This is a genomic window from Phycisphaerae bacterium (genome assembly GCA_018003015.1).
GTDB lineage: Bacteria > Planctomycetota > Phycisphaerae > UBA1845 > PWPN01 > JAGNEZ01.
Genome location: JAGNEZ010000001.1, coordinates 104,407 through 122,037, shown reverse-complemented (window position 1 = coordinate 122,037; position 17,631 = coordinate 104,407). Strand labels below are relative to the sequence as shown.

At 65.0% G+C, this 17,631-nt stretch carries 13 protein-coding genes; 1 reads left to right on the top strand and 12 read right to left on the bottom strand.

Annotated elements, in window-relative coordinates; genetic code table 11:
• Positions 1-2: 2 nt before the first annotated feature.
• Together KA354_00430 and KA354_00425 are read right to left on the bottom strand one after the other, a co-directional pair.
• Positions 3-1,205, bottom strand: a complete 1,203-nt coding sequence (locus KA354_00430; protein MBP7933083.1) for a hypothetical protein — start codon at positions 1,203-1,205, stop codon at positions 3-5.
• A complete protein-coding gene (locus KA354_00425) occupies positions 1,136-4,363 on the bottom strand; it encodes a hypothetical protein (GenBank protein ID MBP7933082.1) in 3,228 nt (1,075 codons plus the stop codon). Before KA354_00425 ends, KA354_00430 begins: the two co-directional genes overlap by 70 nt.
• Before the next feature lie 236 nt (positions 4,364-4,599).
• Between KA354_00425 and KA354_00420 the strand changes: the two genes are divergently transcribed.
• On the top strand, positions 4,600-5,307 hold the full coding sequence (locus KA354_00420; protein ID MBP7933081.1) for a transposase: 708 nt from the start codon (positions 4,600-4,602) through the stop codon (positions 5,305-5,307).
• Positions 5,308-5,435: 128 nt separating this feature from the next.
• Here KA354_00420 and KA354_00415 read toward each other — a convergent pair whose 3' ends face one another.
• The 10 genes from KA354_00415 to KA354_00370 all read right to left on the bottom strand — a co-directional run bounded on the left by KA354_00415 (position 5,436) and on the right by KA354_00370 (position 17,444).
• Positions 5,436-5,909: a beta-hydroxyacyl-ACP dehydratase gene (locus KA354_00415; GenBank protein ID MBP7933080.1), complete on the bottom strand. Its 474-nt coding sequence runs from the start codon at positions 5,907-5,909 to the stop codon at positions 5,436-5,438.
• A gap of 202 nt (positions 5,910-6,111) precedes the next feature.
• Entirely contained in the window at positions 6,112-6,288 is a 177-nt protein-coding gene (locus KA354_00410; GenBank protein MBP7933079.1) for a histone H1, read from the bottom strand.
• Between the two features lie 225 nt (positions 6,289-6,513).
• Entirely contained in the window at positions 6,514-8,697 is a 2,184-nt protein-coding gene (locus tag KA354_00405; protein MBP7933078.1) for a VWA domain-containing protein, read from the bottom strand.
• A 30-nt stretch (positions 8,698-8,727) separates the two neighbouring features.
• Positions 8,728-9,402: a hypothetical protein gene (locus tag KA354_00400; GenBank protein ID MBP7933077.1), complete on the bottom strand. Its 675-nt coding sequence runs from the start codon at positions 9,400-9,402 to the stop codon at positions 8,728-8,730.
• Positions 9,383-10,741, bottom strand: coding sequence for a right-handed parallel beta-helix repeat-containing protein (locus tag KA354_00395; GenBank protein ID MBP7933076.1), 1,359 nt, complete (start codon positions 10,739-10,741; stop codon positions 9,383-9,385). Before KA354_00395 ends, KA354_00400 begins: the two co-directional genes overlap by 20 nt.
• A gap of 148 nt (positions 10,742-10,889) precedes the next feature.
• Positions 10,890-11,240: a nucleotide pyrophosphohydrolase gene (locus KA354_00390; protein MBP7933075.1), complete on the bottom strand. Its 351-nt coding sequence runs from the start codon at positions 11,238-11,240 to the stop codon at positions 10,890-10,892.
• Positions 11,241-11,345: 105 nt separating this feature from the next.
• Positions 11,346-12,392 (bottom strand): L,D-transpeptidase family protein, encoded by a 1,047-nt coding sequence (locus KA354_00385; GenBank protein ID MBP7933074.1) that lies wholly within the window; start codon positions 12,390-12,392, stop codon positions 11,346-11,348.
• Positions 12,393-12,883: 491 nt separating this feature from the next.
• Positions 12,884-13,456, bottom strand: coding sequence for a 5-formyltetrahydrofolate cyclo-ligase (locus tag KA354_00380; GenBank protein MBP7933073.1), 573 nt, complete (start codon positions 13,454-13,456; stop codon positions 12,884-12,886).
• Complete coding sequence (locus KA354_00375) at positions 13,453-14,952, bottom strand: replication-associated recombination protein A (protein MBP7933072.1); 1,500 nt, start codon at positions 14,950-14,952, stop codon at positions 13,453-13,455. Before KA354_00375 ends, KA354_00380 begins: the two co-directional genes overlap by 4 nt.
• A 248-nt stretch (positions 14,953-15,200) precedes the next feature.
• Positions 15,201-17,444: a PAS domain S-box protein gene (locus KA354_00370; protein ID MBP7933071.1), complete on the bottom strand. Its 2,244-nt coding sequence runs from the start codon at positions 17,442-17,444 to the stop codon at positions 15,201-15,203.
• Between the last annotated feature and the right edge of the window lie 187 nt (positions 17,445-17,631).

Sequence of the window (17,631 nt, the reverse complement as noted above, 5' to 3'; positions counted from 1 at the left end):
GCTCACTCGAAATACGCCGGGTAGACCCGTGGCCGGCGTTTGCGGCGCTGGTAGGCTCTGGCCAGGTCGAGGAAGATTTCCAGGTCGCGGTCGATGTGGGTGTTGACTCCGTCGAAGTAGCAGATGCGGATGGGCAGGTCCTCGTGGGCCTTACTGACCGCGGGGTAGACCGCCTCGCAGACGATGCCGTTCATGCAGGTGAACGGGCTGATGTCGATGATGCCATCTGCGCCCTTCTCGTGGAGGTATATGGACTTGCCGACGCTGAGGACCATCTCGCCGATGCAGCCGGTGGGGGGCAGATAGGGTTCGGCCTGGCGGAGCACATCGCGGATGTCGTGAGGTTCTTCGTAGCCGCGGAGATCCTCCAGGACGGGGGCGAGGAGGATCTGCTCGTACTTGTGCTGCAGGTGGGTCTTGATTTTGTGGGTGAGCATGGTGGCGTTGAGCCGTCCCCGGTTGCGTACCAGCTTGTGCTCGACGTACCAGTTGACGTACCAGACCCACTCGGCGACGTCGGAGAGCCAGCATTCGCCGCCGAATTTTTCGATTCGGCGGGCGACGTCGTCGTTGCTGAAGGTGTTGAGTCGGCAGAAGATCTCGCCGACCAGGCCGATGAGCGGGCGTCCCTTGAGGTACCTGGCGGGGACGGCGCGGAACTGGTCGCGCATTTGCCCGATGCGTTTGACCAGTTCGTTGAGCCGGGTTTTGGTCTTGAGGCCGGGGGTGGAGAGGACCTGGGCGAAGCTGGCGACGGATTCCTGGAAGACCTGGTCGCTGGTTCCGGGCTGAGTTTCGTAGGGGCGGGTTTTGAGCAGGAACTTGAGGGCCAGGTCGCCGACGATAACGCCCATCCACAGGTTCTTGGTCAGTTCGCGGGCGTTTTCGCCGAATCCGTCGTAGCCGTCGGCGCTGGTTGGGGAGAAGACCATGACGTCCTGGAGGCCCATCTGGTCGAGCATGTTGCGCAGGTAGGGGGCGTACTGCCCGAATCGGCAGGGGCCGTGGGCGGTGGGCATCATGAAGGCGGTCTTGGCGGGCTCGAAGTCGGGCTGGCGGCAGATCTTCATGAAATCGCCGACGGTGACCTTATGGGGGAGGCATTCCTCGCCGCTGACGTGGAGGCCGCCGAGTTCTAGGGTTTCGGCGTCGGAGTCGGGTGCCGGCTGGGCGTCGATGCCGATCGATCGGAAGCAGGCGGCCACGAGTCGGCAGCCGGCGTAAGCCATTTGTGGGATGTAGAGTCGTCGGCCAGCGAGGCTGTGGCCGCGATTTCGGTTTTGCAGGTTCGCCACCATCGCAGGATCCCCTTGCTGTCGAGATAGGCCTCGCAGCGTGTCATCATGCCCGCGTCGTTGGAGTGGCCGTCGAACTGGAGTGAGAGGAACGGCTTGCCCGACGCCGGGCGCACGAAAGTTTTCACAAACGAATCTGGCCCGCACTTGAAGTTGGTGATGTAGATCATGTGCAGGTTGGGGTAGTCGGCGATCAGCTTGCCGGCCGCGAGGATGCGGCGGCCGTACTCCCAGTACATATTGGCGTTCACGTCGCTGATGTCGGTGTCCAGGGGGAGTGCGTCGATCGGGATGAGATTGACGCCGTAGAGTTCGCGGAGCTTTCGGGCGGTTGCCAGGGTGACGCCCGGGTCGTGGAGGTTGTATGGGCGTCCGACGAGGACGACGCCGTTTTCGCCGGTATCCCGGAGGACATCGAGGGCCTCTCGGCCGGCCTCCAGGTACTTGTCGCGGAAGGTTTCGAGGGCGGCCCAGCCGGTGCTGAAGGCCTTATCGGCGGTGCGGCGTTTGACGCCCAGCGCCGCGGCGGTTGCGACCATTTGTTCGCGCATCTCGGCCGGGCCGTGTTGCATTCGGATCGTTGGGCAGAGGATGCGGCCCTGCCAGGTTTTGAATGCCGGGGCCTGGCGGATGACGAAGGGCAGCGTCTGGCCCCAGGCGCAGACATGTGATTCGCGGGCTGCGAACTTGGTCTGGGCGGAGAGGATGTTGGGGAGCCAGATGTAATCGACCTTCTTCTCGATCAGGTCGGCGACGTGGCCGTGAGCCACGATGATCGGGAAGCACGGTTCGGCCACGACGCAGTCGTAGCCCATGCGGATCGTTTGGCGGTTGGTTTCGTCGGACAGGACGAACTTGAAGCCGCAGTCGCGGAAGAACCGGCGGTACAGCGGCAGCAGGTCGTGGGCGTACATGGCCAGGGGCACGCCGACGGTGAGGGTCGCGTCGGCTGGGTCGCCCCGGTCGTCGGCGTAGAGCAGTTCCTTTCGGAGGGCGACGAGGTCGGTGATGATCGGCTTGCGGTCGGATTTGGCCCGCTTGCGGTACCGGTCGGAGCACTTGTCGCCCCAGAAGGTCTTCTCGCCCTCGACGGTGAATTCCTGGACTGAGCAGTGGTTGCCGCAGCCCTTGCAGGTGAATTCGCGGATGGCGTAGTCGACCTCGTCGAGGTGGTATCCGCGGAACCGGGTCGTCTGGCCGGTGGTTGCGATTTTCTCGCGGGCGAGCAAGGCGGCCCCGATGGCTCCGAGCACGGCGTTGTGGGGGGGGACGATGATCTCCTTGCCGGTGACGGCGCTGAAAGCGGCCGCGACGGCGTCGTTGTAGGCGGTGCCGCCCTGGAAGAAGACGCAGTCGCCTATGGGGCGGCCGCGGACCACGCGGTTGATGTAGTTGTAGACCACGGAGTAAGCGAGCCCGGCGATGACGTCCTCGCGCTTGGCGCCGCGCTGCATGCAGGTGTTGACGTCGCGTTCCATGAAGACGGTGCAGCGTTCGCCGAGCTTGATGGGGGCCTTGGACTTGAACGCCTCGGCCGAGAATTCGTTCTTGATGGAGACGCCGAGTTCTTCGGCTCGCTCTTCGAGGAAGCTGCCGGTGCCCGCGGCGCATGCTTCGTTCATCGTGAAATCGACGACGATGGTGTCGCCGGAGCCGTCGCCTTCGGACTCGAGGCTGATGAACTTGCTGTCCTGGCCGCCGATTTCGAAGATGGTCTGGGGCCGCTTGCCCAAGAGCCGATCGCCGACGAAGGTGGCCCCGGTCTTGTGGCAGGTGATCTCGTCGGTGATGGCGTCGGCGCCGACGAGTTCGCCGATGAGCTCGCGGCCGCTGCCGGTGGTGCCCACTGCCAGGATGCGGACCTTGGCCCCGACGGCCTGTTCGAGTTCGCGCATGTGGCGGGTGACGACCTCGATAGGTCGTCCGTCGGTGCGGGTGAAGATTGAATGGACGACGTCGCCCTGCTCGTCGATGACGACCAGCTTGGTGCCGACGGAGCCGATGTCCAGGCCGAGATAGGCGTCGATGAGGTAGCCGTTCTCCGGGATTTGGTAGGGTTTCACCTGGTTGCGGAGCAGCTTGACTCGGTCGAGGGTCAGAGGCGGGGAGGTCGCGAAGTCGCAGGCGGCGTCGCGATGGTTGCCGGTCAGTCGGGCGAGTTGTTCGCGGACCGCTTGTGTGTCGGCTTGATTGGAGGCCGCGGAGATGACGGCGGCGCCGATCGCGGCGAGTGACTCGGCCGCCTCGGGGACGGTGAGGGTGTTTTCGTCCAGGTCGAAGACGCCGCGGAGCTCGTTGACCACGGCCGCGTTTGCGGAGACGCCGCCGATGAGGATGACCGGTGCCTCGGGGGCACGGCCTTTGACGACGGCGGCCTTGTAGTTGACGGCCACGGCCTTGCACAGGCCGCGGAGGACCTCGGGGGGGGCGAAGCCCTTCTGCTGGGCGTGGATCATGTCGCTCTTGGCGAAGACGCTGCATCGCCCGGCGATCTGGGCGGCCCGCTGGGCCTGAGCGACGAGGGAGCCGATGTCCTCGACGGCGAATTTGAGCCGGCTGGCCTGTTGATCGAGGAAGGCTCCGGTTCCGGCCGCACAGTCACCGTTGGTGCTGTAGTCGATGATGCCGAGTGTGCCGCTGGCGGGGTCCGGTCCCAGTTTCAGGTACTTGCTGGTCTCGCCGCCCATCTCGAAGACGGTGCGGACTTCGGGGTGGAGCAGGTCGACGGCCCGGGCGATGGCCTGGAACTCGTTGCAGCGTGGGGTGCTGGCGGCCTTGGCGACGAGGTCGCTGCCGGATCCGGTGAGCATGAGGCCGGCGATCTGGTCGGCGGGGATGTCGTTGAGGATGTCCTTGAGGAGTGACTGGACCGCCTCCGAGGGGCGTCCCTTGGTACGGCGGTAGTGGGTGACCAGGACGGCGGTATCCTGCCCTGGGGGCACTTCAACGGAGCGGAGCAGGTGGGCCGCCCCGGTGGGGCTGGGGAGGTCATTTGCCGCGGTGCGGTCCGCCAGGATGGCCGCCTTGATGCCAACGGCGCCGATGTCCAAACCCAAGTGGATTCTCATCGTTCGTGGCCTTTTGTGCCGGGCTTCGGCCGGCGTTGTACCCTGACAAGGCACGTCCCCAAGCTCTCCGGTCCTGGGAGGTGCTTAACTAGTAAACACTAACTTAGTGGGATTCTAGCGGTTGGGATGGGGCGTGTCAAGGGCGTGGGGTGGCATGGGATGGTTCCTGAACGCGAGGGAGCCGGATCACGGGTGTGTTGTGGACTGAGCGATGAGACCGGGCTATGGTGTCCATCATGCCACGAACGGCGAGACAAGCTCCGGGCGGGATGGTCTACCACGTGCTCAACCGCGGGGTTGGACGGATGCGGCTGTTTGACAAGCCGGGGGACTACGAGGCGTTCGAGCGGGTGTTGGCCGAGACGCTGGAACTGCGGCCGATGCGGATTTGTGCCTACTGCGTCATGCCGAACCACTGGCACATGGTCCTGTGGCCGCGGCGGGACGGGGAACTGGCCGCATTCATGCAGCGGTTGACCATCACCCACGTGCGCTGCCGGCAGGAGCACCGGCAGGAGGTGGGCACGGGGCACATCTATCAAGGCCGGTACAAGTCGTTTCCAGTCCAGGATGGCCCCCATTTCCTGAAGGTGTGCCGGTACGTCGAGCGGAACGCGTTGCGGGCGGGCCTGACGAGGCGAGCGGAGGATTGGCAGTGGTCGAGCCTGTGGCGGCGGGAGCGTGGTGACGAGAAAGCCCGGTCGTTGCTGAGCGAGTGGGTGGTGGACCGGCCGGATGACTGGCTCCGGCGGGTGAACCGGGCGGAGAAGCAGTCGGAGCTTGATTGCCTGCGGGTATCGATAGCCCGTGGCCGGCCGTTCGGAACGCCGGACTGGATGGCCAGGACGGTGCGAAAGCTGGGCCTGGAGAGCTCGCTTCGCCCTCGGGGCCGGCCGCGCAAGCAGAAGGATGACGGTTTGGCGGAGAGCAGGCTTTCGAAATAGACGGGGTCCTGTCCTGCGAGTTTCGAGCTTTGGAAATAGACGAGGCCCCCTTTCCCCTTTTCGTGTCCCGCTTCCCGTTCCGAAATAAATGGACCTGTCCCGTTTTCCCGTCTATTGTGTGGACCGGTTTAGACGGGCATTCCGGTGAATCGGCCTTCGAAGATGAGGCGGTTGTCGACCCAACCTTGGGAGTCGCAGACGGTGCGTCGGCTGCGAGCCTCGACCAGCTTGAGGGTGATGAACATGGTGGCGGGCGGGGTGACGGTGCCGCGGAATTTGACGTTGTCCAGTCCGCCAAAGCCGAGGAAGCGGTTGTCGGGCTGGAAGACGTGGGACATGTACGCGGCCATCTGGGCGGCGGACTCGAGCATGAGGACGCCGGGCAGGAGGGGCCGGCCCGGGATATGGCCTTTCACCCAGAACTCGTCCTCGCGAACCAGGCGGAGGCCGACGGCGACGTTGGTCTCCAGATCGATGGTCACGATACCGTCCAACTGCATGAATTCGTAACGCTGGGGCAGGTGCTGATAGATCTGCTCCCTGGTGACCTGGAGTCTGGTGGGATCCAATTTGGCGAGATCGACGAAAGGTGGAGCAGCCATTGAACGTGATTCTCCAATCGGGTCTGGGTGCTATGGGGAGGCTGAAGTCCTGGCCGAGCGGGGTAATCCGGCCGCACCGCGGGATCCTGGTTGCCGGTGCCCGCGCATGTACGATCGTCTCCTCCTGGGTACGGTACCATGCAAGTCGAGGGGGCAGGACAAAGGCAGGCCGGTCCAGTCCGCCGGCAGGATCGGGCTTCGGCTACTGGGGCGCGGAACGGGCTTCAAGGATTTTCTTGCGTACCTCTTGGGCGGCGGCCTTGATATCCTGCATCGCCTTGCGGACGCGGGTACCGGCGGCCTTGTTGCCGCCGATGGCCTTGTCCACATCGTCAGCGGCAGCCTCAACCAATTCTCTCAACTTCTTGTACTCTTCCATACTCGTTCACTCCCGGTGATTCCGTTGGTCGGGCTCAAGGACTCCTGCCGCGCCATGCAGATTCCAAAATCTTGGCAAGCCCGACGCGTCCGGGAGTGTACCAGAGCCGACCCTGCTTGCAAAGCCAGAAAACGCGGTTTCGGGGCGTTTGGAGGGGGGAGCGGTACGATGTCGGAGTCCTCGGGGGGCTGGGGCGTTGGCCGAGCGTGGGATGTCAGGTGGTTCTCACCGCCCGGCACGGGGCGGCTCGCGGTATCCGTAAAACCTGTTGGCGAAAAGACTTTCAGCGATCAGCAGGGTGAGTAGGGCGAGGGCGACGGGGACTGTCCAGCGGACGGTGGCCTGTCCGGTTCGGTTGCCGGCCACGATCTCGACGTCGGTGGTGACGGTGGCCATGCCGGGCGGAAACCGTGCGGTGATGGCGGTGGGGCTGGTGCGGGTCATGTCGGATTCGGCCTCGGGCACGTTGACGCTGTAGTCCAGCAGGGCGTGTGGGGTATCCTGGCCGGACAGCACGCGGTAGTTTCCCGGAAGTGCTGTTGGCAGTTTGACTTGCGTGCTGTGAGTGAGCATGGGCCGCGGTTGGGTTTCACCGGGTTGGATGAGGGTGAGCGGACCGGCGGCCGTGTCCAGCCAGCGGCGGACGGTATCGCCGGCAGCGAAGGTTGCGACGTGGTCGCTGCGTGGGGCGAGGTCGGCCAGGATGCTCTGGAGGAGGACGATCATGGGAGCGGCCTGGGAGCCGAAGAGGCTCCACTCCCTGGCTGGGGAGAACGCCATCTGGAGGACTCGGCCCTTGCCGACTGTCCGAGCGAGGATCGCGGGGCTGCCGTCGGAGAAGGGTGCGAGGACCTGGGCGTCGGCGACCGGCGGTCCCAGACGCAGGTGGCGGAACACGGGGCGGTCGTTGACGGAGTCGATGCCGGTATCGGCGAATGGCCGGAGGTAGGGGTGGCTGAGTTCTGTGGCGGCGACACGGACCGGCGGATCGCGGGAGATGATGTTCTCGATGGGGGCGGGCAGGAGCCGGGTGGCGGGAGCGAGTGCGGACGGTGTCGTGCTCGGTCCCGGGATGATGATGAGCGTTCCTCCGGTCTCGAGGTACTTGCCGAGGGTGATCCACCCCTGGGTTGTCGTTCGTGCGGCGTCGGCCAGGATCACGGCCACCCGGCCGTCGAGTTGGCTGGCTTCCAGGGTTTCGGGGCCGATGCCGTCCACCACATAGCGCCTCTCTACGGAGGTCAAGGCAGTGGGGGCGATCATGGCTGCGACCATGGCCGCCACCTCGTTGTCGGGTCGGTCGGCGAGGACGGTCACGCGCGGCAGATCGCCTGCCAGGACGCAGGCGAAGCGGTGGTTATCGGCGGGCAGGGCATCGTCGGGCTTGAGCTCGATGGTGATGGTGTGGGTTCCTTTTGGCAGCGGGGGGATGCTCAGGGTGACTTCCCGTTCGCTGTTTGCCTCCAGTAGTCCGAGGGCCTGTCGGCCGCGGGGCTGGCCGTCCAGAGTCAGTTCCAGGAACGTTTCCCCGGGCGTATCGGCGGTTCGCAGTTGGCAGACGATCGCGTTGCTCACCTCTGCGGGGAGGACGTGTTCGCCGGCTGACGGCCAGCCGAGGGTCAGGTTGAGGTTCTCCTGGTGTCCGGCGTCGAGCACGCAGACTGCGGACAGATCTTTGGGAGGCGTTGGCAGGGCACCGCGCCAAGCGTGTTCGGTCAGGTCGGTAACCAGGTATACCTCGCAGCGCGGGTTGCGGGCTTGGGCGAGCTGCCGGTAGGCGAGTTGAAGGAGGGTGCCTGCTCCCCGGCCATGCCACGCGGGTGACAGGTGGTGGAGTGTCTGGGCGGCTCGTCCCCGATCGGTGGTCCACAGGCCTGTTGTCGCGACCTGTCTAATCGAGTTCTCCTTGTCGTGGTTTTCTTCCGAGCCGGTCACGATGGCGAACTCGCAGCCCGGGCCAAAGCGACCGCGGTCTTCGATGACTGTCCGGGCCAGGTTGCAGGCCGCTTCGAGGCGTGTACGGCCCTGGAATCGGTAGCTCATGCTGGCCGAATCGTCCACGCAGATGACTGCGGAGACGGGTTCGCCGGTTGTTCGCGAGGCCAGTCCGGCGACTTGGTTCGGCTGGCAGCGGATTTCCATGAGCAGGGTGACGATGAGCAGCAGGATGGTGATGCGGGCGGCGAGCAGGAGCAGGTAGCGGAGTCGTTGGGCCTGCCGGCCGGCAGCCGCCTTGGGGGTCAGCAACCGCAGGGCCGGGAACCACGCGTGGCGTGATTTCTGGCGCAGGACCAGATGAATGATGATTGGGGCGGCGGCGGCGAGGGTTCCCCAGAGGAGCGTCGGAGCCGCGACGGTGATCATCGCGGTCAGGGCGAAGCTGAAGGGGTCATTGGGGGCGGCGACCATCAGCTGACCATTGTAATGGAAAAGGGGGCCTCAGCGTCCATCACTGCGGATATTGTCCGCGGTTGCGGCGATGTCGAGGGTTCCGAAATCGCCGTCGGGGCCAGCGCTGACGAAGACTGGGCGGCCGGCATTGGCGGCGACGGCTTCCTGGTCGCTGGGTGCCGGGCTGGCGGTGGTCAAGCAGCGAAGGCGGCGGCCCCAGGCGTCCTGGATTGTGCCCCAGGCGGGGGCGGTGGTTGCGGGCAGCGGGGGCTGCTTGAGGGGTACGCGGAAGACCGGCCGGATCCGGTCGAGCTGCATACGGGCGGGGGGCACGCCCGCCAGGAGGGCGATCACTCTATCGGCGCTGCCCTGGTCGTGATCGGATGTGGGCGTGTGGGTGGGCGGCCTGGTGTCGGAGGGCCACGTGCCGGTCGCCTTGTGGTAGGCACCCACCGCCTGATTCAGCAAGGCGAGCACTTCCTTGACCTGGCGTTCCTTCAAGCCGCTACGGACATTGGCCACACCGAGGGCAAAGGCCAGCAGGACGGCACTGAGGATCGACCCCGCGATCAGCGTTTCAGGGAGGGTCAGTGCCTTGGGCATGGGCGGCATGTTACCTGCGTTGGAGGCGGATGGCCAAGGGTCTGGGTTTTGGGGCGTGGGCGGAGCCGCCGCGTTGTTGGGTGGCGTGGGGACTGCCTGGTCAGCGAGCGAGGGCGCCATAGGTGAGTTCCTTGTCGGGGGGTCGTACCTCCCGATCGGCGGGGTGGCGATACTGCCATTTCAGTGCGGGTTGGGCATCTGTGTCCGGCATGCCGGGGACGGACGGGAGGGTCAACTGGTCGATCGAGAAGGAAGAGGCGAAGTTGGGGGGGGCCGATCTGGCGAGGTGGAAGTCGTGTGCCGCCGGGTTGGTGAACAGGTTCGCCATGGTGTCGTTCAACCGGTTGGTTTTGGCATCGAGACCGGTGTCGTCGCAAGAGAAGCTGCCGCTGAACCAGTTGTGCGTGCCGATGACGTTGCCGAGCCGGGCTCCGTCGCGGGCGGCGGCCATGACCTGGCGGTTTTGTCTTGCTCCGCCGTCGGTTATGAGGTTGCCGGTCAGGTTTGCCCGGGTCTTGGGTGAGGAGAGATCCACGATCGGGGCGATGAACGGCGTCAGGATGGTGTTGAACGTCAGGAACAGGGTGCCGTCGCGTGGCTGGTCGCCGTCGTGTCCGAAGTGAATGACGCCGCGGTTGCCCTTGGACTGGGGGTCCTTGACGATGATGTTGGCGAGGAGCACGGCGTGGCTGTCCGGTCGGGCGGTATCGACGGAGTCGACCAGGTCGAGTTCGCGGTTGGCAGAGTGGTGGACATAGCAGTACTGAACGCGGGTGTGGTGAGTTCGGCTTTTGATGTTGTGGCCGGTGAGGCTGTGGTGGATTTGGCAGTAGCTCAGGGTGACGCTGGTGCCGCCGAGATAGAGGTTGTGGTTATAGCCTGGCTCGGCGGGGTCTCCGTTGTGGTGGATTTCGCAGAACTCGATGCGCTGGTCGACGGCGGTTGCGGGCGTGCCGTCGCCGTTGGACATGATGCCCATGTCGTTATGATGGATCGAGCAACGGCGGATGGTGACGTGGTTGGCCTGGTGGATTCGGACGGCCGCGCCGTTGTGGCTGTTGTTGTGGGCGCCGGTCAATTCAAAGCCTTCGAGTACGCTGCCGTCGGCCCCGGGTGAGAACTGGAAGATGGCCCGTGGTGTGTTGCCCTCGCCGGTGTAGTTGAATCCCAGGCCGGAGAGGCGAATGTGTTTGCCCTTTTCGGTGGGCGCCGCGCGGAAGGTGAGGTCTTTCTCGCGGACGGTCACGGCCACTTGCTCATAGGCTGCGTTGCCGGCGAGAGGGTAGACCAGAATGGTATCGCCGGTTCGGGCCTGCCCGCACGCCTTCTCGATTCGGAAGAAGGCCTTGCCGGGCCCGACTTCGAGGGTCGCGGCGCGGGCCTGGGGTGAGCATGCGGCGGTCGCAGCGATGATGGCGAGAAGGAGGGGGTCCCGATGGTGATTGAATCTCCGCGCCATGGTTGTCCTGGGTTCCGTTTCTGCCGCGGTGGCTGCTTGTGGTCTTCCGCCGGCGGGTGGTTTTTTCATGGCATTGTGCCTTCTGGAGGCCGAAGGCATGCCGCCTGCTCGCGGTCTTCGGGCGCGGCCGTGTTTCCGTCGGTTGCCCTCAGTAACGTCCCTGGTACTGGTCGGCCGGGTACTTGCGGGCGTTCTTGGCCATTTTGGCCTGGAGGGCGGTGGTCACGTCGATTTCCGCGGCGTTGGCGAACGACAGCAGGAAGGCCATGATGTCGGCCACTTCTTCGGCCACGGGTGCCAGGCGGGCGGGATCGCGGACCTGCTCCCGCGACGCCTCGTTTCTGGCCCAGCGGAAATGCTCCATCAGCTCCGCTGCTTCGGTAGCAATTGCCATTGAAAGATTCTTTGGGTCATGGAACTGCTCCCAGTCGCGTTCGCGGATGAAGTTGGCGATCAGCCTGCGAAGCTCGGCGACGGTGGTGTCGGCGTCAGTGGGCAAGAGACGCCTCCTGGCGAGCCGGGGAGCGGAGAGGGCGAAGGGAGATTCTGGGTGTTTCGGCAATGCGATTCCCTGTCGCGGTGTCACTTCTCACTTCTCACCTCGTCACTCGGTGATGGTGACGATCGACTGGTTGGGTAGCAGGAGCTTGTAGGTCCAGGCGACGTCTGCCGTTCCGAGGCGAATGCAGCCCATGGAGACGTCCTTTCCGATGGTATCGGGTTCGATGGTGCCGTGGATGCCGTAGCCGGGCTGACCGGCGGCCTCGCCGTCGATCCCCTGCAGGCCGATCCAGTACTCGCCGATCGGATTGGCCGGATCGTCCGGGTGCCAGCGTTTGCCGGTTCTCGGGTCGGTCCAGCCGGGGTTGGCCAGTTGGTTGGCGACCTTCCACGTTCCGGCGGGCGTGCTCCCGCCTTCGCCCAGGGCGACGGGTATGGTCCTCACGTAGAGTCCCTGAAGGTAGACGTGCATTTCATGATCGCGCTTGTTGATGTTCGCGTGGAATGGGCCGTCGATGAGCTTGATGCGGGAGCCTTCGCGGATCAGGTTGCGGTTGCCCAAGGTGTTGATATCGGCCAGCAGTGGTTCCGAGATCTTGCATCGCCGGGCGAGTTTGCCGAGGGTGTCGCCGGCCTTAACGCTGTGCCAGGAGCAGAGGGTATCGCCCTTGACGACGGTCTTGCTGAGCACGGTCTTGTTGGCCAGATCGGTCAGGGCCTGGCGGGCAGCCTTGGCGTCGGCCAGGGTCAGGCCCTCGTGCAGGGCCCGGTTCAGTCGCTCGCGGGCCTCGAGGATATGTTCACTCTTCAGGGCTTCCATCCCGGCCTGGAAATCGGCCGCGGCCTTGGCGGGATCGATCGCGGGGGGCGGGATGCTCGAGGGCTGGCTGGTGGGTGCGGTGATCCTGAAGATGGTCGAGGGCGGAAGGGTGGTGCTTGGGTTGCTGACCGTGGAGCCGTCCGGGCTCTTCTTGGCAGGAAGCGTCGAGGGGATGGACAGTCTGGGTGGCTCGAGGGTGGGCCGCGGGCTCGGGGGTGATGAGGGATTGGCGGGGGTGTCCACCTTCCGCAGGGCGGGTTGCGGATCGCTGGACGCGACGAGGCCGGCCAGCGGGCTGAGCGACCCCTGGCGGGCGCTCTCGCGGATCATGGGCCAGTTCCATGCCACGGCTCCTGCTCCGGCGAGGAGGAGAACTCCGACGACCTTTCGCATGTTCCGACGACGGCGCCGCATCGAGTACACCAGAACACTCCTTACGCTCGTGGGTTGACGGCGGGTACAAGGATACCGCGCCGGCAGGGTAATGCAACCGAACGCGGGAGTCGCGTGTGCGAAGCGTGCGGGGGGCGGCATCCAGGTTGACAACGGAGCTGCGAGACTCGGGTACAGGAGCATGGTGGAGGATGCGGGGTTGGCGGCTCGGAATCTGGAGTACGAAGTCGGAACGCGCGGATGAGGAATTGACAGCGGAGAAGGGAGCGGGAGCGTGAGGGCGTGCGGCGAACAGTCTGATTCGGAGCAAGGAGGGTCGCGGGTTGTCGATACCGGGTCACGCGTTGATGCTGACGCATTTGCCTCGGCGGCCGGTTCGCCCGGCGGGGGGTGGGCGGATGGGCTGATTTCGCGAAGAAGGGCGTTGGTTATGGGCCGAAGCGGAGGACTTCCTTATCAGTGACGAGCATGTCCACCTGCATGTCGTGTTCGGTTATCGGAACCTGATCGACCAGTTGGGAATCGAGGGCGAATCCGCAGGCGACGCCTTTCCAGTCGCGGTGGGCGAGGAAGTGGTCGTAGAAGCCTCGTCCGCGCCCGATGCGGTTTCCGGTCCGGTCGAAGCCCAGGCCTGGGACGATCACCATGTCGATGTTGGCGACCGGGAAGGGCATGCCCTGGACCGGCTCGCGGATTCCGAGGGTGGACTCGTGGACATCGTCGGACAGGGAGCGAATCTCCATGGGCAGCATTCGCCGCTGTTCCCAGCTCACTTTTGGAGCGAGGACTCGTTTGCGGTCTCGCCATGCTCGGAACACCAGTGGGGTGGTGTCGATCTCGGTCGGGAGGGACAGGAAGACCATGATGATTTCGGCCCGGGCGTATTCGCGGGTCTCGGCCAGGCGAGCGCAAGCCGCCAGCGAGCGTTCCCGCAACTCCTCCGGGCTCGTGGTCGAGAGTATTTCTCGGAGATAGTGGCGTAGGTCCTTCTTGGTGCTCACCGCGAGTTTGCCGCTCCTTTGTCAGTGCCCGAAGCACGATCCCTGGGCACATTCTTTGAACGCGTTTCTGGTGGCGGCCCGGGGGCGTGCTGATCCTGCTGCTCGGCGAGCTGGCGGATCTGCCTCAGGTACTCGGCCAAGCGGACCTCCTGTCCTCGATCGGTCGGGACGTAGTAGTGTTTATCGACACCGAGATAATCCTGCTGCACGAATCCGCCTTCGTAGCTATGGGCATACTTGTAGCCCTCGCCGTGGCCCATTTGGGCGGCGCCGGGGTAATGGCTGTCGCGGAGGTGACGCGGGACGGGAATCGTTCGGCCCTCGCGTACATCCTTCGCCGCGTTCCAGATCGCCATGGCCGAGGCGTTTGATTTCGGCGAACAGGCCAGGTAGATCACTGCCTGGCTCAATGGGAGTTGGCACTCCGGCATTCCCACCAGCATGGTAACCTCGGCGGCGGCGTTGGCAACTACCAAGGCCATAGGGTTGGCGTTGCCCACGTCCTCGGCCGCACAGATGGCCACCCGCCGAGCGATGAACCGGGGATCCTCGCCAGCCTCGAGCATGCGGGCCAGCCAGTAGACCGCCGCATCCGGATCGCTGCCCCGCATGCTCTTGATCAAGGCACTGGCGGCGTCGTAATGCTCGTCGCCGACCCCGTCATAGACGATGGCCTTCCGCTGGATGGACTCTTCGGCCACGGCCAGATCGATGAGGATCTCGCTGGCGGGCGCGGGCGGTTTGGGCTCTTCGAGCGGCGGGGCGGCCACGGGGGTGGCGGGGGGGCCTTGCCTGCGGGCGGCGTTCTTCTGGGCATCAAGCTGGGACAGGGCGGCGACCTCGAGGGCGATGAGCGCTCGCCGGGCGTCGCCGTCGCAGGTGACGGCCAGATGGTCGACCGCGTCGGGCGTGATTCGGATGGGGTGGTTGCCCAAACCGCGCTGCTTGTCGGTCACGGCCCGTTCCAGCGCGGTTTTGATGTCGGCCGTGCTGAGGGGTTCGAACTGGAAGATTTGGCTCCGAGAGACCAGGGGCGAGTTGACGCTGAAGAAGGGGTTTTCGGTAGTGGCCCCGATCAGAATGATCAGGCCATTCTCGACGTCGTTGAGCAGGACGTCCTGTTGAGCGCGGTTGAACCGATGGATTTCGTCCAGGAACAGGACGGTGCGTTGACTGGTGACGGCCAAGCGGTTCTTGGCCTGGGCGATCACTTCGCGGACGTCCTTGACGCTGGCTCCGGCCGCGTTCAGTTCCTCAAAGGCTGCCTGGGTGTGGTGGGCGATGATGTGGGCCAGGGTGGTCTTGCCTGTACCCGGGGGGCCGTAGAAGATCGCGCTGGACAGTCGGTCGGCCGTCAGGAGCCGGCGCAGGAGCTTGCCCTCGCCGACGAAATGCTGTTGGCCGAGGAACTCGTCCAGGGTGCGGGGGCGCATTCGCACAGGCAAGGGTTGCACCCGGTTGAAGGCCGCCTGCCTCTGTTGGCTGAACAGGTCCATATCGATGTGCCGTCACATTCCCCACGGTCCAACCGCTGAGTGTACCCGATGGGAGGCTGTTCGGCCACAGGGGATGGCCGGCTGGGCGGCAGGTCGGTTTGAGATGGGGAGCGGTGATGACCCGGGGGCGTCGAGGCCTGGACTCACTTCGATGGAGCCGGCCTGATTGTGGCGTGTTTGAGTTTTCGGTTCTCGAGTCGTTCCTGGGGGATCTGGATGTCCTTCTGACGTAGAGGCTGCGGGGACGATCAAGGTTGGGTGGGATCGGTGCTCACGGGATCGGCGGGGAGCTGGTGGGGCAGTTCGACGAAGAACGTGGTTCCCTTTCCGATGGAGCTTTCGATTCTCACGGTTCCGCCGTAGCTGGTGACGATTCCGTGAACGATGCTGAGTCCCAGCCCGGTACCGCCTTGGCCCAGCCGTGTAGTGAAGAACGGGTCGAAAGCGTGTTCGATTGCCTCCGGGCCCATGCCGCAGCCATTATCACGGACGGTCAGGTGGGCCGCGTTGCCGTTGTCGCGGGTTTCGAGGGTCACGTGCCCTGTGCCGCGGCAGGCCTGGACGGCGTTGTGGACCAGGTTGACCACGAGCTGCTCTATCTCGGTCGACTGTGAGAGAAGGGGGGCGATGTTCTCGCCCAATCGGGTGTCGATGGCCACGCCGTGCTGCCTGGCGTACTCCCGGGTAAAGTCCAGGGCTCTGTTGACTGCCCCGTTGAGATCGACCGGGCCCTTGCGGGGGGAGCGGTCGCGGGCGAATTCCAGCACGTCGCGGACGATCTGGGAGCAGCGGGTGATGTTGTTCTTCAGCTGATGCAGCAGTTCACAGACGACATCCGGCTGGTCGGTTTTGCCCAGGGCGAGATCGGCGCTCAGCATCATCATGCCCAGGGGGTTGTTGATTTCGTGGGCGATTCCCGCGGCCAGGGTGCCGATGGATGCGAGCCGTTCGGTGCGCCGCAACTGCGCCCGCGAGTGGTCCAATTCCCGGGTCCGGGCTTCGACCAGTTCGGCGAGGCGGTCGCGGTGGCGAAGGAGTTCCTCTTCAGCGCGTTTTCGATCGGTGATGTCGCGGACGATGGCCCACATTCCGGAGGGTCGGCCCCGGTCGTCCGAGATCAGGTAGGTGCGGAGCTCGACGGGGATGACGGTGCCGTCCTTCCTTTGATACTCCTTCTCATAGACGTCGGAGAAGCCTCGCTTCAGCACCTGTTCGCGGACGATTCGAGCCTCGACGGCGTGCCACCGAGTGGGGGTCAGATCCGCGGAGGTGAGCTGAGAGAGTTCCTGTTCGGTGTATCCGAGCATCTCGCGGAAGGCCCGGTTGGATTCCTGGATCCGCCCCGAGATTCGCGCACTGACGAACGCATCCATCATGCTCTCGTGTAATCGGCGGTACTTGGCCTCGGAGGCCATGAGTGCTGCCTCCACGCGAGTGCGTTCGCTGATGTCCGCCTCGAGCCGGTCGCGCTGATGTTCCACTTGTGCGTGGAGGCGGGCATTGGCGATTGAAACGGCGATGTTGTCGGCGAGGATCTGGAGGTGGTTCAGATCGTCGGGCCCGAAGTGGCGGCATTCCGTTTTCCAGAAGAGGCCTAGAATACCGATGGCGCGATTGCCGACCAGCAGGGGCACGCCGGCGTAGGACGTGAAATGGTAGGAGTGTGGAAGCTGATCCACGACCGGCGCGGTCACTTTGTGGGCGCGCACATCGGGGATGAAGATCTGGCGGCGGTGGCCGATGACTTCGCCCGCAATGCCGAGGGAGGGATCCATGCGTGGGTGGATGTCCTCCACCGGCACGCCGACGTTGGCCAGCAGGGTCAAGTCCTGGTTCTCGAGCACCCGGATCACGCAGGCATCGGCGTCCAGAACGGTGCGGACTTGCCGGGCCAGTTCTTCGGCCTGCTCGGCCAGTGGCGCCGCTCCGACGACGACGGTCGCCGTCTTGGCAATCAGATTGAGTCGCCGGTTGGCGACCCGATACTGCTCGCCCACGAGCAGGAGCTTCAGATCGGCTTCGACGACGGTCGAGAAATGGGCCAGCAGTTCCTGGTTACGGAGCAGGTCGGGGTGCCCTTGTCTGTCCAGCACGCAGAGGGTGCCGAAGAGTTCGCCGTCGGGCCACTGGAGGGGCAGGCCCAGGTAGCACACCATTCCCGGGTCGGCGCCGGGAGTGGATGCCCAGGCCGGATCTCTCCGTGCATCGGGAACGGACAGCGGGGCTCGTCGGGCCATGACCGCCTGGCAGTACCGACCGGTGTTGGGATCGACGGCTTGTCCAACCTGGTAGGGGCTGTCCGGGCCGCGGTTGGCCGCGCAGATGGTCAGTCGGGACGGATTGACCTGGGTGATCAGGGCTGCAGGCATGCGGATAATGTCAGCCACCCACTCGACGAGTCTTTGCCACCGTGCCAGCGTCGTCTCGTCGACAGCCGGCTTGCGACCGCGAAACGTGGTTGAGGTTTGATTATGCGGTTTGTGCACAGACACGGGGGTTTCCTGGTCGTCAGTCGGCGGCACGGATGTCGCTTCCCCTCCGGTTTTGGCCGGTAGACTGCGGTGCCTGCCGTGCGCCCGCGTACTTTGGGTCTTGAGCCTTCTGTCCGCGAGGAAATTTCATGGCACGGCCGACCTCGGAAGACGGAGTCATCCACCGCCGCGGTCGGATTCCCTGATG